19 protein-coding genes, 3 tRNA genes, 1 rRNA gene and 2 pseudogenes are annotated in these 21,224 nt (G+C 34.5%); 13 read left to right on the top strand and 12 right to left on the bottom strand.

All coding sequences use genetic code 11. The annotated features are described in order from the left end of the window. Positions 1-14: 14 nt before the first annotated feature. Positions 15-1,139: a class I SAM-dependent RNA methyltransferase gene (locus tag GM3709_RS09145; RefSeq protein WP_066121840.1), complete on the bottom strand. Its 1,125-nt coding sequence runs from the start codon at positions 1,137-1,139 to the stop codon at positions 15-17. Between the two features lie 129 nt (positions 1,140-1,268). Between GM3709_RS09145 and mreD the strand changes: the two genes are divergently transcribed. From mreD to chlP, 4 genes are all read left to right on the top strand, one after another. Then, positions 1,269-1,817: a rod shape-determining protein MreD gene (mreD, locus tag GM3709_RS09140; protein WP_066118512.1), complete on the top strand. Its 549-nt coding sequence runs from the start codon at positions 1,269-1,271 to the stop codon at positions 1,815-1,817. A gap of 146 nt (positions 1,818-1,963) precedes the next feature. Further along, the gene (locus GM3709_RS09135; protein WP_066118510.1) at positions 1,964-2,644 is read left to right on the top strand and encodes a uracil-DNA glycosylase family protein; all 681 of its coding nucleotides are present in this window, start codon (positions 1,964-1,966) and stop codon (positions 2,642-2,644) included. Between the two features lie 13 nt (positions 2,645-2,657). Then, positions 2,658-3,950 (top strand): phosphatidylserine/phosphatidylglycerophosphate/cardiolipin synthase family protein, encoded by a 1,293-nt coding sequence (locus GM3709_RS09130; protein WP_066118508.1) that lies wholly within the window; start codon positions 2,658-2,660, stop codon positions 3,948-3,950. A 356-nt stretch (positions 3,951-4,306) separates the two neighbouring features. Further along, positions 4,307-5,530: a geranylgeranyl reductase gene (gene chlP / locus GM3709_RS09125; RefSeq protein ID WP_066118506.1), complete on the top strand. Its 1,224-nt coding sequence runs from the start codon at positions 4,307-4,309 to the stop codon at positions 5,528-5,530. A 17-nt stretch (positions 5,531-5,547) separates the two neighbouring features. Here chlP and GM3709_RS09120 read toward each other — a convergent pair whose 3' ends face one another. The 8 genes from GM3709_RS09120 to GM3709_RS09085 form a co-directional block, all read right to left on the bottom strand. After that, positions 5,548-5,904: a hypothetical protein gene (locus tag GM3709_RS09120; protein ID WP_144439424.1), complete on the bottom strand. Its 357-nt coding sequence runs from the start codon at positions 5,902-5,904 to the stop codon at positions 5,548-5,550. A gap of 311 nt (positions 5,905-6,215) precedes the next feature. Further along, on the bottom strand, positions 6,216-6,686 hold the full coding sequence (locus GM3709_RS09115) for an FHA domain-containing protein (RefSeq protein WP_066118502.1): 471 nt from the start codon (positions 6,684-6,686) through the stop codon (positions 6,216-6,218). Between the two features lie 114 nt (positions 6,687-6,800). Beyond that, entirely contained in the window at positions 6,801-7,517 is a 717-nt protein-coding gene (gene pgl, locus GM3709_RS09110) for a 6-phosphogluconolactonase (protein WP_066118500.1), read from the bottom strand. A 45-nt stretch (positions 7,518-7,562) separates the two neighbouring features. Then, positions 7,563-8,336 (bottom strand): type I methionyl aminopeptidase, encoded by a 774-nt coding sequence (gene map / locus GM3709_RS09105; protein ID WP_144439467.1) that lies wholly within the window; start codon positions 8,334-8,336, stop codon positions 7,563-7,565. Positions 8,337-8,441: 105 nt separating this feature from the next. Next, on the bottom strand, positions 8,442-9,620 hold the full coding sequence (locus tag GM3709_RS09100; protein ID WP_066118496.1) for a hypothetical protein: 1,179 nt from the start codon (positions 9,618-9,620) through the stop codon (positions 8,442-8,444). Between the two features lie 186 nt (positions 9,621-9,806). Beyond that, positions 9,807-9,877, bottom strand: a tRNA-Gly gene (locus GM3709_RS09095). 106 nt (positions 9,878-9,983) lie between these two features. Next, complete coding sequence (gene nth, locus GM3709_RS09090; RefSeq protein ID WP_066118493.1) at positions 9,984-10,625, bottom strand: endonuclease III; 642 nt, start codon at positions 10,623-10,625, stop codon at positions 9,984-9,986. A gap of 61 nt (positions 10,626-10,686) precedes the next feature. Further along, complete coding sequence (locus GM3709_RS09085; protein WP_017294536.1) at positions 10,687-11,025, bottom strand: P-II family nitrogen regulator; 339 nt, start codon at positions 11,023-11,025, stop codon at positions 10,687-10,689. 269 nt (positions 11,026-11,294) lie between these two features. Between GM3709_RS09085 and sufR the strand changes: the two genes are divergently transcribed. Together sufR and GM3709_RS09075 are read left to right on the top strand one after the other, a co-directional pair. After that, entirely contained in the window at positions 11,295-11,957 is a 663-nt protein-coding gene (gene sufR / locus GM3709_RS09080) for an iron-sulfur cluster biosynthesis transcriptional regulator SufR (protein WP_066118491.1), read from the top strand. A 232-nt stretch (positions 11,958-12,189) separates the two neighbouring features. Continuing rightward, on the top strand, positions 12,190-12,534 hold the full coding sequence (locus GM3709_RS09075) for a hypothetical protein (RefSeq protein ID WP_066118489.1): 345 nt from the start codon (positions 12,190-12,192) through the stop codon (positions 12,532-12,534). Between the two features lie 198 nt (positions 12,535-12,732). On the opposite strand, the gene argB is transcribed toward GM3709_RS09075, so the two are convergent. Then, positions 12,733-13,620, bottom strand: coding sequence for an acetylglutamate kinase (argB, locus tag GM3709_RS09070; RefSeq protein ID WP_066118487.1), 888 nt, complete (start codon positions 13,618-13,620; stop codon positions 12,733-12,735). Positions 13,621-13,971: 351 nt separating this feature from the next. Between argB and recG the strand changes: the two genes are divergently transcribed. The 3 genes from recG to GM3709_RS09055 all read left to right on the top strand — a co-directional run bounded on the left by recG (position 13,972) and on the right by GM3709_RS09055 (position 17,294). After that, complete coding sequence (recG, locus tag GM3709_RS09065; RefSeq protein WP_066118485.1) at positions 13,972-16,452, top strand: ATP-dependent DNA helicase RecG; 2,481 nt, start codon at positions 13,972-13,974, stop codon at positions 16,450-16,452. A gap of 220 nt (positions 16,453-16,672) precedes the next feature. Then, complete coding sequence (locus tag GM3709_RS09060) at positions 16,673-16,951, top strand: type II toxin-antitoxin system RelE/ParE family toxin (RefSeq protein WP_231937538.1); 279 nt, start codon at positions 16,673-16,675, stop codon at positions 16,949-16,951. A gap of 49 nt (positions 16,952-17,000) precedes the next feature. Next, the gene (locus GM3709_RS09055; RefSeq protein ID WP_066118483.1) at positions 17,001-17,294 is read left to right on the top strand and encodes a helix-turn-helix domain-containing protein; all 294 of its coding nucleotides are present in this window, start codon (positions 17,001-17,003) and stop codon (positions 17,292-17,294) included. 52 nt (positions 17,295-17,346) lie between these two features. Here GM3709_RS09055 and GM3709_RS09050 read toward each other — a convergent pair whose 3' ends face one another. Continuing rightward, positions 17,347-18,345: an IS630 family transposase gene (locus GM3709_RS09050; protein WP_066117494.1), complete on the bottom strand. Its 999-nt coding sequence runs from the start codon at positions 18,343-18,345 to the stop codon at positions 17,347-17,349. 199 nt (positions 18,346-18,544) lie between these two features. Here GM3709_RS09050 and GM3709_RS09045 point away from each other — a divergent pair. After that, positions 18,545-18,844: pseudogene (locus tag GM3709_RS09045) on the top strand (ISKra4 family transposase); the annotation flags it as partial. A 43-nt stretch (positions 18,845-18,887) separates the two neighbouring features. Here the strand turns inward: GM3709_RS09045 and GM3709_RS09040 are convergent. Then, positions 18,888-19,127, bottom strand: a pseudogene (locus GM3709_RS09040) (transposase); the annotation flags it as partial. Between the two features lie 366 nt (positions 19,128-19,493). Here GM3709_RS09040 and GM3709_RS09035 point away from each other — a divergent pair. The 3 genes from GM3709_RS09035 to GM3709_RS09025 all read left to right on the top strand — a co-directional run bounded on the left by GM3709_RS09035 (position 19,494) and on the right by GM3709_RS09025 (position 21,219). Further along, positions 19,494-20,979: ribosomal RNA gene (locus GM3709_RS09035) — 16S ribosomal RNA — on the top strand. Positions 20,980-21,053: 74 nt separating this feature from the next. Next, positions 21,054-21,127: transfer RNA gene (locus tag GM3709_RS09030), tRNA-Ile, on the top strand. Between the two features lie 19 nt (positions 21,128-21,146). Further along, a tRNA-Ala gene (locus GM3709_RS09025) sits at positions 21,147-21,219 on the top strand. Positions 21,220-21,224 lie beyond the last annotated feature (5 nt).

The raw sequence follows: 21,224 nt of genomic DNA, 5'->3' as shown, positions 1-21,224 counted from the left end.
TAAAATCATCAAATTTAGTATAAATCGTATTTTAATAGTGTACAAGGAATACCACCATTGTTAATAGGAATACGCCGAGAGGTGCGTAAACCAACTTTTTTACTTAACTCTTTATTCCCCGTTAAAACGTAAGCTGTCCAACCTTTAAATCTTTGTTTAAAAATATCTCCTAACAATTTATACAAAGGAAATAGAGCTTCTACATCTGAAATACGTTTCCCATAAGGAGGATTACAGATAAGAATACCTGATTCGGCGGGGGGAGTTATATCGACTAAATGTTGTTGATAAAACTTTACTTGATCTCCAATTTCACAGGCTTTAGCGTTACTTTGAGCTTGTAAAATTACTTCTTTATCAGCATCTGTGCCAATCATGGGTGGTAAATGTTGTTTTTGACTATTTTCTGCTTCTTTTAATAAACTTCCCCACAATTTAGCGTCATAATCTGTCCAATTTTGAAAACAGAATTTTTTGCGATACAATCCGGGAGCAATATTTAATCCCATCAAAGCGCCTTCTAAAATAATTGTACCTGAACCACACATGGGATCGACAAGGGCTTGATCTGGTGTCCATTCGGTTAAATATAATAATGCTGCCGCTAAAGTCTCTTTAAGGGGAGCTAATCCCATGGCAGAACGATAACCTCGACGATGGAGACTGTCTCCTGTACTATCAAGGCTTAAAATACAGTTATTTTCGTTAATATGGGCATTTATGACTATATCTGGCTCAATGGTATCCACATCCGATCGTATTCCTTTTTGTTGCTGTTGTTGATCTACGATCGCATTTTTGATTTGAATAGCAGTGATATGATTATTGTTAAGTTGAGGATTTTTTCCCGTACAACGAACTGCAATGGTTTGATCTGGTTGTAGATATTCTGACCAATCGATCGCTCGGGTGTTACTATATAATTGCTCTGGATTCTGACTTTTAATGGTGTGAATTGGTTGTAATACTCGAAAAATGGTTCTTGCCCATAGATTTACTCTATATAATAACTCTCGATCGCCTTCAAAATATACTCCCGTAAACTCTGGTTTTACAGCTTTGGCACCCAATTTAACCAACTCTTGGGCAGTGATTTCTTCTAATCCTCTAGCAGTGGTAGCAAAATAAGATAAAGTCACAATAATAATTAACAATGAACAATGAATAATATACCAGAAAATTTATACTTAATCCTTTAGGCTTTATTATATTTAAAATAGAAGACAAAAGTCTTTGATAGTAACTTCAATTAAATTATTAACAAATTAATGTTAAGAAGAATCGATATAAATTGGAGAAATAACTTCTGGTTACGAACATTTTTAGTTATTTTTTCCTTAATTATTTGTTGTTTATTTTTATTAATAAGAATACCCGGATTAGAATTAATTGGAATTACTCCTAATTGGTTATTAATTTGGTTAATTACTTGGAGCGTGAAAAGAAATTTATGGCAAAGTATCGTAGCGGCAATTTGTTTAGGTTTAATTTGGGATAGTCTAACGGGTGTTTTTCCCTCTCATATTCTAGGGTTAATAATTGTCGCTTTATTTACCACTAATGTTTATGGAGATAAATATATCAAAGAGGATGTAATTTCTCTTACTTTAATTGTTTTTGGAATGGCAATTATTAATGAAACAATTATTGCTTTACAATATAGTATTCAAACTCAAATACCTTTAATAGATATATGGTTAAATTATCAAAAAAATTCTTTAACTTCTGCCATTATCAGCAGTTTATGGACTCCCTTAATTTATTATCCTCTCGATTATATTCTTAGCCCTTTACCATCATCTTTTTCTCGAAATTAGATAAAGTTCGATCGCCAATGTGTTAAAATCATTTTCAATCTATATGTCGAATTTCGTCATAATCATTCCTTTAATTGGACAAATAATTTTCATAATATGCTAATTTTTGTTCGATCGAAACATTTTATATTAATAATTTTATTTTAATGTTGACTATTGAAAATTTAATTGATCAAATTCAAAAAGAAGCCGAAAAAGAGGAATTTCCTATAGATATTCCTGTCTATGAATCAGCAAAAAAAAATCCAAATAAACCAATATTATATTTTGGTAATTTAAAGAGTAATATTTGCTTTTTTGGAAGGGATTTAGGCAAAGATGAAGTAATAGCAGGGCAACCTTTGATTGGAGCTGCTGGAAAATTAGTTAGACAAGGATTTTATAAAGCTATTTATCGAGAAAATACAGAAGATAAGCAAAAATTAGAGGGTATTAAAGATCGTTTAATTTTAACAAATACCGTACCTTATAAACCACCAGAAAATAAGGCTTATACATTAAAAGTAAAAAATAGATTTCGCCCTTTTATAGAAAAGTTTTTAGTGCTTTATTGGCAAGGTAATCAAATTATTACACTAGGTACAGAGGCTTTTAAATGGTTTCAAATTTACTCCACAAAAGAAGATTTTAATACTTTTTGGGAACAAGGCGATCGACGTTATCAACAAAGTTTAAAAATAACTTTAACAGCTATTGATGAAGAAGGCAACATCCATCAAAAACCTCTTTCTATTTTTCCCTTACCTCATCCTTCACCATTGAATCAAAAGTATTACAATAGATTTCCAGCAATGTTGCAATATACATTATCCCAAATAGAGTTTTAAATATGCGCAATCAATGCTCAAAACAATTTCTTTATCTCTTAGTATAGTCAGTTATTTATTATTTTTAAATAGTTGTCAAAGTCAACCTCAAAAATTGCCTTCTTTACCTCAAGATTCTGACATTCAAGTATATTTTAATCATAACCAAGCTAAAGGAAAAGAATATTTAGATTCTTACCGCAATATTGTGCGTTATGGCGATAATTTAGAAGCAGTTATGATTGAGCAAATTAACTCCGCAAAATCTACTCTTGACATAGCCGTACAAGAAATTAATTTAAGTAATTTAGCAAAAGTAATTGTTAAAAAAAAAGATGAAGGAATTAAAGTTAGAGTAGTCATAGAAAATAATTATAATTTACCATTAAATAAACTTAATAACCGTGATGGATTAGCTATTTTAAAACAAGCTAATATACCAATAATTGACGATCGAGAAGATGGGACAAAAGGAAGCGGATTAATGCACCATAAATTTATTGTTATTGACGGGAAAAAAGTTGTTACAGGTTCAACTAATTTTACTCTCAGTGATGTTCATGGAGATATTGATAATTTAGAAACAAGAGGTAATATTAATCATTTATTAGTAATAAATAGTGCTGAATTAGCTAAAATTTTTAGTAAAGAATTTAATTATCTTTGGGGTGATGGAGTAGGTAAGAAAAAAGATAGTTTATTTGGAATAAAAAAACCCGATCGACCGCCAAAAACCGTTAAAATTGGCGATAGTACTGTCACGGTGAAATTTTCTCCTAATTCACCCACTAAATTTTTATATAACACGTCCAATGGTCTAATTTCTAATACTTTACAATCCGCCAAAAATTCGATTAATTTAGCCTTATTTGTTTTTAGTGATCAAGGAATAGCTAATACTTTGCAAAAAAAATCTTTAGAAGGAGTAAAAATCAAGGCATTAATTGATCCTAATTTTGCTTATCAATACTACAGTGAAGGACTCGATTTATTAGGCATTGCATTACCCTTTAAATGTAAGTATCAACTAAACAATAATCCTTGGAAAAACCCGATCGAAACTGTCGGAATACCAAACTTACTCAAGGGAGATAAGTTACATCATAAATTTGGGATAATTGATAATTACACAGTTATTACAGGCTCTCATAATTGGTCAAATGCCGCTAATCATATTAACGATGAAACTCTTTTAATCATCTATAATCCTTTAATTGCACAACACTTTAGTCAAGAATTTGACTATCTTTATCAAGAAGCAATACTCGGTATTCCCGACAATATTCAGGAAAAACTGGAAACGGAAACCGCCAAATGTCAAAATTAAAATATTTTCAACTACACATTTATGTTTAATTAGCTATTGATTTAGGAATGCTATATCATTGTCATAAAGCTCAGTTCTTGCATCAGTACAATAATATCAACTAGACAAAATAGAAGAAATCAATTTTAGGAGTTTTAAAATCTATTCTTGTCACTTTTCCCTTTTCTCTCTCGTCAGCGATAATTTTTGAGAGAAGTGCAAGATCTAAATAAAATATTAATAAATATTGCTAACTTTGTTAAGGACTGTTGCAAAAATGCAAAATTTTTTTGAAGGATGCCGTTTATACCCTAAATTGTTACTCATATGCAATTTATAATCAATAAAAGATTTAGAGAATTTTAGGAGAAATAACCGTGACAATTCGGGTAGCAGTGGTAGGCGGAGGTCCAGCAGGTTCTTCAGCAGCAGAAATTTTAGCTAAAGCAGGAATTGAAACCTATTTATTTGAAAGAAAATTAGATAATGCTAAACCTTGTGGTGGTGCGATTCCTCTTTGTATGGTGAGTGAATTTGATTTACCTCCCGAAATTATCGATCGACGGGTGCGTAAAATGAAAATGATTTCCCCCTCGAATATCGAAGTCAATATCGGTCAAACTCTCAAAGATGATGAATATATCGGGATGTGTCGTAGAGAAGTCTTAGACGGCTTTATGCGCGATCGAGCGGCGAAATTAGGGGCGAATTTAATTAATGGTACTGTATATCAATTAGATATTCCCAACAACGATAAAGAGGCTTATACCCTTCACTATGCGGATCATTCTAACGGTACTGCTCAAGGTGAGATGAAAACTTTAAAAGTAGATCTCGTAATTGGTGCTGATGGTGCAAACTCTCGTATTGCTAAAGCTATTGACGCTGGAGATTATAACTATGCCATCGCCTTTCAAGAAAGAATTAGGTTGCCTGAAGATAAAATGGCATACTATGAAGACTTAGCAGAAATGTATGTCGGTAATGATGTTTCTCCTGATTTTTATGCGTGGGTATTCCCTAAATATGACCATGTTGCCGTTGGTACAGGTACAATGAAAGTCAATAAAGCTATTATTAAAGATTTACAAGCTGGCATTCGTCAACGGGCCGCAAAACGTTTAGAAGGTGGAGAAATCATCAAAGTAGAAGCCCATCCAATCCCCGAACATCCTCGCCCTCGTCGTGTTGTGGGTAGAGTGGCTTTAGTGGGAGATGCGGCCGGTACTGTCACCAAATCTTCAGGAGAAGGCATTTATTTCGCCGCTAAATCGGCTAGAATGTGTGCAGAAGTGATCGTGGAAACTAGCAATAATGGGCAAAAAGTTCCCACTGAAGCAGACTTAAAAACCTACCTCAAACGTTGGGATAAACAATATGGTGCAACTTACCTAGTCTTAGACATTCTTCAAAGAGTCTTTTATCGCAGTGATGCTACTCGTGAAGCCTTTGTGGAAATGTGTTCAGACATCGATGTCCAAAAAATTACCTTTGATAGTTACTTATATAAAACCGTTGTACCTAGTAATCCATTTGTACAAATGAAAATTACGGCTAAAACTATCGGAAGCCTTTTAAGAGGAAATGCTTTAGCACCGTAATCATTGGTCATTCATTATTAAAAATTGACTAAGGGGACAGTACCACCACCAGAGGGTGCATCCCCTTTATTTGTGTTCAATTCATTGCCCGTAACGGCTTTAGGGTTGCTAGGATTGGCCATTAAAGAATCAATAAATTCATTTCCTGTGGATAAACTATTATTGGGTTTAACTTCCCTTTCGATCGTAACATTTAATTTGGGGGTTTTATCTCGATCGATGTTATCGGCAACACTTCTTGAATCGATGCCCTGTAAAGCGTCTCCAGTGGTTTTAATATTCTGATCTATTTGTTCTTGTGCCATTACAGAAGAGCTATGGCTATATAAACTAATTGTTCCTAATAATGCTACAGCGATTAATTTCTTATACATAATTTTTTCCTGAATCATTGATTATCCCTATCTTCTATCTTAATCAATCTACTTCCTAAATTAATTAAAGTTTTTTTAAGAAATTTCTCGAAAAAAATTGCCAGTAACCTTTCGACAGTTATAGTTGTTTCAATTAACTTTGAGACACGTTTAAAAACCGAAGTCTTTGATCAACAATAGTTAAGTTAAAGATTTTGATTTTGTTTTATTATTTAACCTAATGCCTAATACCTAATACCAACTCCTCATCAAAATACTTTTTCAGCATCGCCTAAATAATTTTCATGATGATCGGGTAGATTTTAAGAAAATTAAATTTCAAACTCGAAGATAAAACTAACTTTGTCTTCTTTTCCTAATGCAATACGATCGCCTGATTTCAAACGATGACGATTGCCGATAGGTAAAGGGGTATGATTAATATAAGTACCGTTAGCACTACCTGTATCTTCAAGATAAAAAGTATTATCTTCAATAATAATGTCTGCATGGATACGAGAGACAACTTGAGAATGAGGAAAACCAGACACATCTATATCGGGAGGGGTTTTGTCGTTGGGTTTGCCAATGTGAATAATGGGTAATTCAACAGGTAATTCTAAAATTACCCCCGTTTGTACATGGGCAAGACTTGCTCTAAAAGTTTGAATCTGAGTCGGATTTTCGATGATATTTTGAGTTTGAGGAATAGATTCTTCTTTAAACAAATCTATATCAGTATTATTATCATCTTCTAAGGTACCAATTACATCGGTGATTATTTCTGGTGACTCGTTAATCATATCGGATTCTTAATTTAAGTTCTAGTAAATATTTTATCGGACAATATAATAGAAAATAGTTAATCGGCAATAGTAGTAAGTAATGCTTTTTCCTTTGTTATTAATACTTGATTGTCAATTATTAGTACTCATAGATGCTTCTTCATCCATAAACCAAATTAATTCCCCTTGAGGGTTGATCAATTTACTCGGATATTGATGAGGATTTCCTGTTTCACTAAAAACTTCTTTTAAAGCCTGCTGCTTATTACTACCAGCTACGAGAAAAATAACACAGTTTGCTTGATTAATTAAGGGTACTGTGAAGGTTAATCTTAGACTGTCTCCCCGATTCCCAACGGTAACTAATCGATCGCATACTTGTAAGGCTTGAGTATGAGGAAAAAGAGAAGCAGTATGACCGTCATCTCCCATACCTAATAAAACAATGTCAAAAGAAGGAAAACCAGAGGCTAAACCGAAGAAATCTAATATCTGTCGATTATGTTTTTGAGCATCAGTGTCAGGATTTTCGCCATCCGTCGGCATTGGATGAATATTTGTGTAAGGAATGTTGACTTTATTTAACCATGCTTCCCTTGCCATTTTTTCGTTACTATCGGGATCCGTTGGCAACACATAACGTTCATCTCCCCAGAATACATGGATTTTATCCCAAGGTAGATCAGTTTTGGCGATCGCTTCATAAATAGGTTTAGGAGTACTTCCCCCTGCTAAAGCGATCGTACATCTATTTGTAAGCTCGATTGAACTTTTTATGCGATCGATAATAAAAACTGTAGCCGATTCAATCAAAGCATTTTTATCGGAAAGAATATTAATCTGTGTCATAAATTTAATTAGGAATGAGACATTAAGAAATATTACAAATAATTATTAATTTCTTTGGGTTAGGATTTCATAACCATCATTAGTAACTAATACAGTATGCTCAAATTGAGCTGAAAGCTGTTTATCTACCGTTACTACAGTCCAATGATCTTTTAAAGTACGAGTTTCTTTTTTACCCGCATTAATAATAGGCTCGATCGCTAATGTCATTCCAGCTTTTAATTCTACATTAGGTAAATCTTTAGTACGAACATTGAATACGGAGGGTTCTTCATGTAAGTTTCTGCCTACACCATGACCTACAAAATTTTCTACGACGGAAAAACCATTTTTTTCAACATAATCTTGAACGGCGATGGCAATATCCATTAAGTAATTTCCAGCTTTAACTTGTTCAATACCCTTATATAAAGCAACTTCTGCCACTTCTAGCAATTTAACGGCATTTCTTTTTACTTTACCCACAGGAAAACTAATACAAGAGTCTCCATGAAAACCATTGTAGTAAGCTCCTGTGTCAATTTTCAATATATCTCCCATGTTGATGACTTTTTTGGGACTCGGAATACCATGTACTACTTCATCATTAATACAAGCACAAATAGAGGCAGGAAAACCATGATAACCTTTAAAACTTGGGGATGCACCCATTTCTCTAATTCTATTTTCTGCATAGGCATCTAAATCACCGGTTGTCATACCCGGTTTAGTAATTTCTTGAATTTCTTTTAAGACTGTAGCAACAATTTTCCCCGCTACTCGCATAATTTCGATTTCAGCTTCTGTTTTTAACTCAATTCCCCTCTTATTTTTTTTCATTGAGGGAAGGCCTTTAGTTTTCGGTTGTTTATCTCTCTGATTTTTTAGGGGATTAAGTAGCAAGTCTCTTAAATTTTTCATAGTTTTTATTAATTTAAAATAATATTATGATGATTTACCTTTAGGTTTAAAATCTTTGGGTTTAAAATCTTTGGGTTTAAAATCTTTGGATTTAAAGTCTTTGGGTTTAAAGTCTTTTTTTTCTCCTTTATTATCGTTATTGTCTCGATCGTCACTCCTTTTGAAGTTTTTAGGATCGGGTTTGATACGAGGACAAGCAAAAGGAATTACTTTTTTTATTTCTAAAACATCTCCTTTTCTTTTACAGATTATTTTATAGACATATCCCATCCATAATTTTTTATTTTTTACCCAATCAAAAGAGTTAATAAAAGTATATTTAAACTTCTTAATAAACCCTGTTTCTTTCGCAGTTTTACGAATGTCATCCGTCATCATCGATCGTTGTACGGTAATATTCTTTTGTGCAGTCCATACCCCCGTAAATTCCCAATGTTCTTCCCCTCTAGGGTTAGAAGGCATATTTTTATCCCAAGCAACGATTTGAACACTTATCAATTTATCATCTTTCATTTTAGGATACACTCGAAACCAATGAGCACCGATCACTACATCAGTATTCATTGCCATCCATTTGATACGAGGAGTTTTAAAGGTTGCTTCTAATTGGAATCCATCAGGTAAGATAATCAGAAAAGGTTCATTTTCTCCTTGGGGAGGTACTAATATACCTTGAATTTCGGCGATCGCCTGATGACAACCATTTCCTGCTAAAATTTTATAACGCTTTTTCTCTATCTTTTCTTTCTCTTTTTCTTGTTTTTTAGGGGTTGAATCTTTTTTTTCTTTAGATTTAGTTTGTTTAACTTTTGTTTCAGATGCTGTATTCTCTTTAACTTCTTTATCAGGGGTTTTCGTTATTGCTTCAGTATCAGGGGAAGTGATTTCTTTTACTTGCGCAGTGATTGTTGTTTCTTCTACTTTTTCTGAGTCTTGAGATGTTGCAATAACAGATTCTTTTGTGACAGCAATGATAGTTTCTGATTGTTGATTCGTATTTTCTTCTACTTTTATCTCACTTTCAGAAGGACAACAAAGACGACAAGGTTGATAACCTTTATTTATACCGTTGAGAAAAGAATCTAACTTTTGCCATCCTTCTTTCTCTGGTTGACAATGACGACAAGTCTCAGCATGAACTTTTCCACTAGGAGAGACGTAATAAATCGGACTTGTGGATTGAGGGTTATTTTTTTTTGCCATGATTTATCGAAAAATGCCTGTTTCTTTAGATTAACTTAATTTAGTGACAGTGTCTTATTGTAGATGTTTTCTCTCATTTTAATCTCTTTTTCTATAGAAGGCAAACAGGAAAACCTACATCCTTAAATTACAACATTTCAGTGCATCAAATATCAGTCAAAACACACATATTAATATATTTTGATAAGCGGGTGGGGGGAATCGAACCCCCATCATTAGCTTGGAAGGCTAAGGTTTTACCACTAAACTACACCCGCAGGGTTGTTTAAAACAACATATAACAATATAACGAAAAAAAAGAAACTTGTCAACTTGAGCTAATAAAATTTAAGTTCTTAAAATCTAATATATTTTTACTACTAATTATTTACTACCATTGTGTTTACACAAATGATTTAATGCACATTCTGTACAGTTGGGTTTTCGAGCGTTACACACTGCTCTACCGTGATAAATAATACTTATGGAGAAATTTTCCCATTCTGGTTGAGGTAATAATTTCATCAAGTCTTGTTCAATGAGTACAGGATTCGATCGTGTGGTCAAACCAAGACGGTTACTAAGTCTTTTAACATGGGTATCTACCGTTACCCCTTCAATGATACCAAAAGCATGAGCCAAGACAACATTAGCGGTTTTTCGTGCTACTCCGGCTAAGGTTAACAACTCTTTCATGGTTTGGGGTACATTACCGTTAAAATCTTGGACAATTTTTTGACAGGTTAAGTGAATGTTTTTCGCTTTATTGCGATAAAAGCCCGTTGAATGAATGAAAGTCTCAATTTCTTGGCGATCGCCTTGAGCGAAACTTTCTGCGGTAGGAAAACGTTTAAATAGTGCTGGTGTTACCTTATTTACCCTTTCATCGGTACACTGAGCTGATAAAATTGTGGCAACTAATAATTGTAATGGAGTTTCATAGTTAAGGCTACAAGTAGCTGTGGGATAAAGTTGCTTAAGAATATTTAAAATCTCGATCGCTTTTTTTTTCTTGGTGATTCTCATAAAAAAGTTGTGGGCGGTATCGCCCTATTATCAACTATCAACTATCAACTATCGACTATTATTAAATAGCTTCTAAGTTTTTCTCACCAGTTCTAATACGGATGGTTTCTTCAACGGGAGAAATAAAGATTTTGCCATCACCAATTTCCCCTGTACGGGCGGCTTGAACAACTTTATCTACTACCATATCAACTTGAGAGTCTTCCACGACAATTTCTACTTTGAGCTTTTGTAAAAACTCTACGGTATATTCAGAACCACGATAACGTTCTGTTTGTCCTTTCTGACGACCAAAACCACGCACTTCAGAAACTGTCATACCAACAATTCCCGCATTAACTAAAGCGATTTTAACCTCATCTAGTTTAAAAGGACGAATAATTGCTTCAATCTTTTTCAATGTCTTTACTCCTCTGGTTTTATTTACTTTTATATAGCTTATACAATTTTTCTGTTATTTTCTAACACTCTTACTTCCTTAGTTTTTGTAACAGTCAATACATTTCTTTAATAATCAGTTTACTTAGATCTCGCACACACTATCAAATTTATAGTTTACTGGGGTTTTCTTATTAATTGTGATGAAACTGCTATACTGAGAAATTAAGCAACTATTTTGTTGTTTTATCTTGAATAAATATCAATGAATTACTGCTCGATCGGAAGATTATGCTAACTTCCCTACAACAATCTAGTAAAGAGATGATTTTGCAATATCTGCTGAAGGAAAATAAGGCTTCAGTTCAAAATATTGCTCAAGCGATGAATATTAGTCCTCAAGCGACTCGTCGGCATCTAAAAGAATTAGAAGATCAAGGATTGCTCGATCGAGATTCTATTCAAGTCAAAACAGGCAGACCACAATATTTATATTATCTTTCTCGAAAAGGACGCGATCGATTTCCTCAAAATTATGGAGAATTTGCCGTTTCTTTTTTGGATACTCTTACAGAAACTGTTGGTGAAAATCAGGTAACGAAAGTATTAGAAAAACAATGGCGAAGAAAAGCAGAAAGTTATCGTCAATATATCACAGGAAAAACTTTACTTGAGAGAGTAAATCAATTAGTAGAAATTAGAAAAAGAGAAGGATACATGGCAGAGTTATTTTGTGTTGACAATGAATCAACAGATAATATTCAACAATTTTTTCTCACAGAGAACAATTGTGCTATTTCTGAAGTTGCAGAGTCTTACCCTCAAGTTTGTGGTCATGAATTAGAAATGTTTGCTGTTTTATTTCCTGATTGTCAAATAGAAAGAACTAATTGGATTAATAATGGAGAACATCGTTGCGGTTATTTAATTCAACCGAAATCAATGGTAATTTGAGTTTTCAACTTCAGAATTTGTGTACAATGTCTCTATGGTTATTTCTCTTCATCAAAAGAATTTTTCAGGAATCCCTAAATAGTTCATAAATAACAATATATTCTCAAAAACCTTAGCTAAAATAAAAGTTATTCCATGAATTTAAAAATAGATTATTTAATTTATCGGTTAAATAATTTCAAAACTTTTAATAACTTTTGTCGTTTTAATATTGAGGAGAAAAGAATCAATTATGTCCTATTCCTTTGACATTGTTGGAGTTACTCCAATTTTAGATTTTTTCTATTATCAGCAACAAGTCGAACAAAATCCTCACCGTAGCAAAGCCTATCTAGGCAGTTATCAATGTACTTTAGATAGTTTTATACAATCTACGGAAATGATTCCCGAAAAACCTGATTGGAATTGGGATGAGGTGGTTGAAAGTATTGTTGATTTTTGGTTACATCAAGAAGAAAGTATTAATCAATGGAGGCAAACTTTAGACAATTCTACTCAACAAAATCTAATTGTTGCTAGAGTCGCAAATGTTCAATGGTTAAGAAAAGAGTTTAAATCTTTACTTGAAAATAACTAAGTTTATTCAAAAATTTAGCCCCCAAGTTTAAAATCTTTGGGGGAAATATTATTATGCTTATAAGTTATATTTCTAATTAGATCTGCTGAATAAAGTTGAATAACACTAAACTATGTACATCTCCATTATTCAACAATTTGACTTACTCCTTTCTTCTACCTTTATCAAAAGACTTTTTCTTTCATCAACCTTTAATTATTACGGAACAATCATTGAACCAATACCATCATCAGTGAAAATCTCTAGTAGTAAAGCATGGGGTATTCTCCCATCGATAATATGAGCGGCTTTTACTCCTTGGGCTAACGATCGAACACAACAATTAACCTTAGGTATCATACCACCGCCGACAATACCTTGATCAATTAAATCTCTAGCATCTTGAATAGATAGTTTGTAAAGTAAAGTAGAAGGATCTTTATAATCCTCTAAAATACCGGGGGTGTCTGTTAATAAAATTAACTTTTCTGCTCCTAATGCCGCCGCAATTTCCCCTGCAATGGTATCTGCATTAATATTATGGGCTTGTCCATCAGCATCAGCCGCTACACTAGAAATAATCGGTACATAACCACTTTGCACAAGAGAGTGTACAAGACTACTATCTACACTCATTACTTCTCCCACAAAACCAACTTTTTCTCGATCGACGGATCGAGCTTCTACTAAATTACCATCTTTTCCGCAAATACCTACAGCCTTTCCACCGGCATTATTCACCATTGCCACTAATTCTTTGTTAACGCGCCCGACTAACACCATTTCTACCACATCCATAGTAGCGGCATCAGTCACCCTTAAACCGTCCTTAAATTGAGGCTCAATGCCTAATTTAGTCAACCAAGTATTAATTTCTGGGCCTCCTCCATGAACTACTACAGGATGAACTCCCACCGAAGCTAGAAAAACAATATCTCGAATAACATACTCTTTGAGAGTACTATCTTTCATGGCCGCACCACCATATTTAACCACGATCGTACGTCCTGCAAACTTTTGTATATATGGTAGGGCTTCACTTAATACTCTTACTCTAGTGGCTTCTGTTTCGATAAAATACTCACTTTCTCTAAGATCTTTTTCCATAATCTATATATTATTTGAATTTTTCAAAAAATCACATTACTAATAACGTGACACAAAAATTGTTCACTGTTGACACTACCACTAACATAATTTTTAAAAAATAAACTAAAACTCATACACTAATCAACTACGAATATGTTGTTTTTAGCGGTGATTTTAAATTTAATTAGTAACTATTTTTTGTAAATTTTTAAATGGTCATTAGAATTTTATAAACCATCTCATTCCTCGATCGAGGTTCTTTTTTTATATGATAAGATTAAAGCCGAAAATACCAAAAAGTTTTAAGATAAATTTGTATATTATCAATTCCTAAATCTTTAGGATGACGATGTAAGATTATTTTTGATCATGAATAAGATAGATAATAGTTTTGATTGGCAAAGAATAGAAAAATCCTTGGCTTATGAAAAGGAGTTGGGGTACAAAAATGTACTAGGAAAACAATATCGCTTCAATGAATTTTTATGCTTAACTTTTGGTAATGTACCTCCTATTAATAACTTATTAATTGCTTTTAAATGGCAAAAAATTGCTCAACAATATGCTATTTATCCTCAATTAACTTTACAGGAAAGAATTGATTTAATTAATGATACAGAAATTTTAATTACAGAAATTCAAGCAAAACTAGAAAATAATTTCATCGGTTATGAACCTCCTTCTCTAGTTGAAAAACTGCCTCTTAAAACTTCTGAAGTTAAGACAATTAATACTCCTGCAAAAGAGATAAAATTAGATGATCTCGTTATTGATTTAAAGAGTATTATTTATAAACAAAAACAACCTTTAAACAAATTAGGTATTAATAAAGTCAGAGATTTATTATTTTACTATCCCAGAGATCATATTGATTATGCTCGTAAAATTGATATTTGTGACTTGGAAGCAGGAGAAACTGTAACTATTATTGGCAAGGTGAAAAAATGTGATTGTTTTAGTAGTCCAAAAAATAAAAAATTGACCATTCTTAATATTATAATTCGAGATCACACAGGAGAGTTAAAAATCAATCGTTTTTATGCTGGAAACTATTACAGTAATAGGGGTTGGCAAGAAAAAATGAAACGGATGTACCCAATCGGTGCCTTAATTGCCGCATCGGGGTTAGTAAAGGAAAATAAATACGGCATCACCCTTGATAATCCTGAGTTTGAAGTTTTAGACAGTCAAGGGGGGAATATTAATTCCTTCAAAATTGGACGTTTATTGCCTGTGTATTCTCTCACGGAAGGCATCCCAGCAGATGTGATTCGCAAAGGAGTGATGGAAGCGATGCCCGTTTTAAAACAAATCCATGATCCTTTACCTGTTATTATTAAGCAACAGTATAGTTTAATTGATTTACAAACTGCGATCGCACAAATTCATTATCCTGAAGACAATGATAAACTAAGTCATGCTAGAAGAAGACTTATATTTGATGAATTTTTCTATCTGCAACTAGGATTTTTAAACCGTAAACAGCAAGAAAAGGAAAGCCGTAAAGCAGTTGCTTTTACCCCTCATGGAAAACTCATCGAACAATTTAACGAAATTTTACCCTTTAAATTGACCAACGCACAACAACGGGTTATCAATGAAATTGAGCAGGATTTGCAATCAGATTCCCCCATGAATCGCTTAGTACAAGGAGATGTAGGTTCAGGAAAAACGATCGTAGCTGTATTTGCTATACTGGCGGCTTTACAATCAGGTTATCAAGGGGCATTGATGGCACCAACAGAAGTATTAGCAGAGCAACATTATAGGAAGATAGTCGAGTGGTTTAATCTTCTTCATTTGCCTGTAGAATTGCTTACAGGTTCAACAAAGATAGCTAAACGGAGGGAGATACACGCTCAACTGCAAAGTGGAGAATTACCCCTTTTAATTGGCACTCACGCTTTAATCCAAGATCCTGTCAATTTTTGCAATCTAGGATTAGTTGTAATCGATGAGCAACATAGATTCGGAGTACAACAACGATCGAGATTACTAGCGAAAGGAAAAGCACCTCATGTATTAACTATGACAGCAACCCCTATTCCTCGTACCCTTGCTTTAACTCTTCACGGCGACTTGGATGTTAGCCAAATAGACGAGTTACCCCCCGGCAGACAAGCAATTCAAACGAGTGCCTTAACAGGAAAAGAGCGCCTCCAAGCCTACGAATTGATTAAGCGAGAAGTGGCACAAGGAAGACAGGCTTATGTTATCTTTCCCATGATTGAAGAATCCGAAAAGCTAGACGTAAAGGCGGCTGTAGCCGAGCATCAAAAATTTAGTGAAAAAATCTTTCCTGATTTTAATGTGGGTTTACTTCATGGTAGGATGTCCTCGATCGAAAAGGAAGGGGCTTTAAATGCCTTTAGGAATAACGAGACTCAAATAATTGTTTCTACCACCGTTATCGAGGTAGGAGTTGATGTGCCTAATGCGACAGTCATGTTAATAGAAAATGCAGAAAGGTTTGGTTTGTCACAATTGCATCAATTAAGGGGGAGAGTCGGTAGAGGTAGCCATAAGTCTTACTGTTTATTGATAAGTGGTAGTAAAACAGGAGATGCCATGCAAAGATTAAGTGTTTTAGAACAATCACAAGACGGTTTCTTCATCTCAGAAATGGATTTGAGATTAAGAGGGCCAGGTGAAGTATTAGGTAGTCGTCAGTCTGGGTTGCCAGATTTTGCCTTAGCCAGTTTAGTGGAAGATCAAGAGGTGTTAGTATTAGCAAGAGAAGCCGCAGAAAAAATCTTGTTACAACATAAATATTTGAAAGATACTCCTTCTTTAAAAGACGAATTAGAAAGACGTTATAAAAAGTTGATTGGCGCACAAATTTTGATGTGATTTTCAAAAATTATCTTATAAAATACAATTAAGATATAAAACCACAAGAAATAGTTATAAAAATTCTGCTCTTAGGAGGATATAAAAGTTCACAAAATATAGAAAAATTAATCATTTTTTTAGGAGAAATATAAATATGAAATTGAAAGATGTATCAGAGATTTTGAACTTAAAATAATTATGTTATACTAAAAAAGGTATAAATAAAAAGTTAGATGAAATGTCAGATAAACCGATCCAATGGATTGGAACTTCTAAAGAAGATTTAAAAAATTTTCCTGAAGATGCTAAATATAAAATTGGGGGACAACTTAGATTAATTCAGCAAGGAAAACAGCCTATAGACTTTAAACCTATGCCTGTTATTGGTAAAGGTGCTGAGGAGATTAGAATCGAGACTGGAGATAGTTATAGAGTCTTTTATGTAGCAAGATTTCCAGAATCTGTTTATATTCTCCATGCCTTTGAGAAAAAACCTCAAAAAAGGATATTGAGTTAGGGAAAAAACGGTATCAACAAATGATGAAATTAAGAGAGGATTTTTGACAATGATTACTGAAGAAAAAATACGACTAACAAAAGGAAGCGACAATGTTTTTGAAGATTTGGGATTTAGCCATGTAGAGGCTATGAATTTAAAAATAAGAACTGATTTAATGATTGAATTGCGTTCATTTATTTTAAAAAAGGGCTGGACTCAATCAGAAGCGGCACAATTTTTTAATGAAACCCAGCCTAGAATTAGTAATCTTATGAATGTCGATATTTCCCGTTTTAGTGTCGATAAATTATTAAATATGATTGCTAAAGCAAACATGAAAGTAAAATTAGAAGTTTTTTAATGTTCCCTTAAGGTAACTTGATATACAGCTACTTATAAAAATATGTAAGTACCTAGGCAAAATTAATTGTATATTTTGAACCAAAGTTTATAAGAATATTTTCTACTCCTTTTACTAAATCTAAATAACTTTTATAACAGGAGTTCTCTAACCATTTATATTTCATAAATCTCCACAGTATTTCTATTTTGTTTAATTGTGGTGAATAGGGTGGTAGAAAGAATATTTTTAATCCTTTTTTTTCCCATTCTTCTTCTTTATTCCAGAATTTTTTATTTTGGTGAATCGAGGCATTATCCATTACTAATACTGTTTCCTTCTTTATTTTTTTACTCAAGTTATCTATACAAGCTATCACGACATCACTATTGATTGATGACTCAAATACATAGCTTTCTAACTCATTATTTTTTTTCATAAATCCTAACACATTTAATCTTTTACTTAGGCTACTTTCTCTTTCTATTTTTCTCCCTTTTTCTTGCCATCCATAAGGTAAACAAGGTACTAAACTAAATCCACTTTCATCACCATAATATATATCTATTTTTCCTTCATTTTCTGCTCTTTTTAGTTGCTCTAATTGTCTCTTTTTTTGTTGGTATAATTCAGGGCATACTTCCCCTTTTACCCTTTTCTTGAACCGATACCACCCCATGCCCTTTTTTTTTGCTAATCTTTTTATCGTATCTTTGCTTATTTTTATCTCCCACTCATTTTCTATTTTTTCTTGAACTATCTTTAAGGTTTTTGGATGAGATTTTATCCATTCTTTTACTTTTAATTCTTGTTGCTCATTTAAAGTTGATTTTCTTCCTCTTCCCTTCAAGCTATATAATCCATTTAAACCATTTTTTTCCCAATTATTAAGCCAATTATAAATTGTATTTCTACTAATATTTAATATTAACATTATTTGAGTAATTTTATAACCTTGATAACTTAACAAAATCGATTTTGCTCGATGTCTAACTTGATAGTATTTACTTTTTTGTTCAATAGTCTTTAATAACTGTTGTGTTTCTGGAGCTAATCTGGTAACAAATCGCATTTTTTATCCTTGATTTACTTATTTTTCATATTTTTAGCAGATTTTAAGCTACATTAATTATTTTTAAATATAAATAAAACTTTTGTATATTACTTTTTGATTTTATTAAATTTATTTTAATGTTATAATTATACAATTAATTCTGCCCACTTACTTATAAAGCAATTTGCGTCAATCAGCAAGAAAGAAAAGCTTGGTTTTAAAGGAAGCAGAAAATTTGCTTTGGTGTGGGAAAATAGATGAAACAATCACATTAATGTCACAGGTGAAGAAAAAAAAAGCAGAAAATTTCTGTAACTATTTGGAGACTCATAGAGAGCGGATTGTTAACTACGGTTATTATCAGGAAGAACAAATTTGTTCTATTGGTTCAGGAGCGGTAGAATCAACGGTAAAGCAAATAGATAGGCGACTCAAAATTTCAGGTGCACAATGGAACAAAGAAAACATCGCTCAAGTACTCAAACATAGATGTGCATATCTCAATAATTGTCTTTAATCAGTCAATAGTACTTTTGTTTCGCATAACTGACTTGCTCCCGTGGTATTTCTTGAATATATCTTTTCATCAGTTTATTGCTATTGGGGCGACAATCTTCTATGGCTTCATAAGTGCTAGACCATTGGCGATGAAAAAAAGGAGACAAAGAAAATTCTTCTAGACTACGAGCATTTTCCGTAGTCATGATACTATCCATTAATTGAAAAGTGGCATCCTTACTTTTGAATAACATTTGATGAGTGTCAAGACGAAATTGTTGAAGTCTGTTATATTTGTTCATAGAGAGAGAATTGAATTTGTGATTATTTTTATTTTCTCTCTATTTTCTCTCAAAGTCTTTTGTGTCGTTATTTCCTTCTCATTTAGTCTAAAGTACAGTTATTATCCCCAGAATAAAAAAAGAGAAGAAAAAGGTTGCAAAATTAAAAGATGTTAGTTATATTAGTAAATGTGCGATTGAGCTTCACAGCCCAGTCTAACACACCACGAACCTCGACAACTTCATAGTTTGAAAGCCATTTTCAATTCATAACATACACCCTTGTTAAAAAACTTTAAATTAACAAACAAAGTATTAAATTACTTAAAAAAAGAGCAATCAAAAAGCTCGTTGAGAAGACTAAGTAGCTAAGGCGAAAAGAAATCTACAATGGAGAGTTTGATCCTGGCTCAGGATGAACGCTGGCGGTATGCTTAACACATGCAAGTCGAACGGTCTCTTCGGAGATAGTGGCGGACGGGTGAGGAACGCGTGAGAATCTGCCTTGAGGTCGGGGACAACAGTTGGAAACGACTGCTAATACCGGATGAGCTGAGAAGTAAAAGATTTATTGCCTCAAGAGGAGCTCGCGTCTGATTAGCTAGATGGTGGGGTAAAGGCCTACCATGGCGACGATCAGTAGCTGGTCTGAGAGGATGAGCAGCCACACTGGGACTGAGACACGGCCCAGACTCCTACGGGAGGCAGCAGTGGGGAATTTTCCGCAATGGGCGAAAGCCTGACGGAGCAATACCGCGTGAGGGAGGAAGGCTCTTGGGTTGTAAACCTCAAAACTTAGGGAAGAAAAAAATGACGGTACCTAATATAAGCATCGGCTAACTCCGTGCCAGCAGCCGCGGTAATACGGAGGATGCAAGCGTTATCCGGAATCATTGGGCGTAAAGCGTCCGTAGGTGGCATTTAAAGTCTGCTGTCAAAGACCGAAGCTCAACTTCGGGTAGGCGGTGGAAACTAAAAAGCTAGAGTATAGTAGGGGTAGAGGGAATTCCTAGTGTAGCGGTGAAATGCGTAGAGATTAGGAAGAACACCAGTGGCGAAGGCGCTCTACTGGGCATATACTGACACTGAGGGACGAAAGCTAGGGTAGCGAAAGGGATTAGATACCCCTGTAGTCCTAGCGGTAAACGATGGATACTAGGTGTTGTCTGTATCGACCCGGACAGTGCCGAAGCAAACGCGTTAAGTATCCCGCCTGGGGAGTACGCACGCAAGTGTGAAACTCAAAGGAATTGACGGGGACCCGCACAAGCGGTGGAGTATGTGGTTTAATTCGATGCAACGCGAAGAACCTTACCAAGGCTTGACATCCTGCGAATCTTTTAGAAATAGAAGAGTGCCTTAGGGAACGCAGAGACAGGTGGTGCATGGCTGTCGTCAGCTCGTGTCGTGAGATGTTGGGTTAAGTCCCGCAACGAGCGCAACCCTCGTCCTTAGTTGCCATCATTAAGTTGGGGACTCTAGGGAGACCGCCGGGGAGAACTCGGAGGAAGGTGGGGATGACGTCAAGTCAGCATGCCCCTTACGTCTTGGGCTACACACGTACTACAATGGTTGAGACAAAGGGAAGCGAAACTGCGAAGTGGAGCGAATCCTGTCAAACTCAGCCCCAGTTCAGATTGCAGGCTGAAACTCGCCTGCATGAAGGAGGAATCGCTAGTAATCGCAGGTCAGCATACTGCGGTGAATCCGTTCCCGGGTCTTGTACACACCGCCCGTCACACCATGGAAGTTGGTCATGCCCGAAGTCGTTACCTTAACCGCAAGGAGAGGGATGCCGAAGGTGGGACTAGTGACTGGGGTGAAGTCGTAACAAGGTAGCCGTACCGGAAGGTGTGGCTGGATCACCTCCTTAAAGGGAGACTTCGAGAGAAGTCAATCAAGAGTGTAGAAAATGGCTTTTAAACTAGAGAGAGGGTTCATGGGCTTGGGCTATTAGCTCAGGTGGTTAGAGCGCACCCCTGATAAGGGTGAGGTCCCTGGTTCAAGTCCAGGATGGCCCATTACTCAGAGGAGTATGAAGGGGGTATAGCTCAGTTGGTAGAGCGCCTGCTTTGCAAGCAGGATGTCAGCGGTTCGAGTCCGCTTATCTCCAGGGAA

The organism is Geminocystis sp. NIES-3709 (genome assembly GCF_001548115.1).
Lineage (GTDB): Bacteria > Cyanobacteriota > Cyanobacteriia > Cyanobacteriales > Cyanobacteriaceae > Geminocystis.
The sequence above is the reverse complement of the archived record's forward strand: the minus strand, read 5'-3'. Positions and strand labels throughout refer to the sequence as shown.

Coding starts and splice junctions, on each gene's coding strand:
- map (WP_144439467.1), bottom strand. CDS start 8,336: ATGAAAAAAAATAAGAGGGGAATTGAGTTAAAAACAGAAGCTGAAATC.
- sufR (WP_066118491.1), top strand. CDS start 11,295: ATGCTAACTTCCCTACAACAATCTAGTAAAGAGATGATTTTGCAATAT.
- GM3709_RS09130 (WP_066118508.1), top strand. CDS start 2,658: ATGCTCAAAACAATTTCTTTATCTCTTAGTATAGTCAGTTATTTATTA.
- GM3709_RS09135 (WP_066118510.1), top strand. CDS start 1,964: ATGTTGACTATTGAAAATTTAATTGATCAAATTCAAAAAGAAGCCGAA.
- GM3709_RS09115 (WP_066118502.1), bottom strand. CDS start 6,686: ATGATTAACGAGTCACCAGAAATAATCACCGATGTAATTGGTACCTTA.
- GM3709_RS09120 (WP_144439424.1), bottom strand. CDS start 5,904: ATGTATAAGAAATTAATCGCTGTAGCATTATTAGGAACAATTAGTTTA.
- recG (WP_066118485.1), top strand. CDS start 13,972: ATGAATAAGATAGATAATAGTTTTGATTGGCAAAGAATAGAAAAATCC.
- GM3709_RS09060 (WP_231937538.1), top strand. CDS start 16,673: ATGTCAGATAAACCGATCCAATGGATTGGAACTTCTAAAGAAGATTTA.
- pgl (WP_066118500.1), bottom strand. CDS start 7,517: ATGACACAGATTAATATTCTTTCCGATAAAAATGCTTTGATTGAATCG.
- mreD (WP_066118512.1), top strand. CDS start 1,269: ATGTTAAGAAGAATCGATATAAATTGGAGAAATAACTTCTGGTTACGA.
- GM3709_RS09100 (WP_066118496.1), bottom strand. CDS start 9,620: ATGGCAAAAAAAAATAACCCTCAATCCACAAGTCCGATTTATTACGTC.
- GM3709_RS09050 (WP_066117494.1), bottom strand. CDS start 18,345: ATGCGATTTGTTACCAGATTAGCTCCAGAAACACAACAGTTATTAAAG.
- argB (WP_066118487.1), bottom strand. CDS start 13,620: ATGGAAAAAGATCTTAGAGAAAGTGAGTATTTTATCGAAACAGAAGCC.
- GM3709_RS09075 (WP_066118489.1), top strand. CDS start 12,190: ATGTCCTATTCCTTTGACATTGTTGGAGTTACTCCAATTTTAGATTTT.
- GM3709_RS09055 (WP_066118483.1), top strand. CDS start 17,001: ATGATTACTGAAGAAAAAATACGACTAACAAAAGGAAGCGACAATGTT.
- nth (WP_066118493.1), bottom strand. CDS start 10,625: ATGAGAATCACCAAGAAAAAAAAAGCGATCGAGATTTTAAATATTCTT.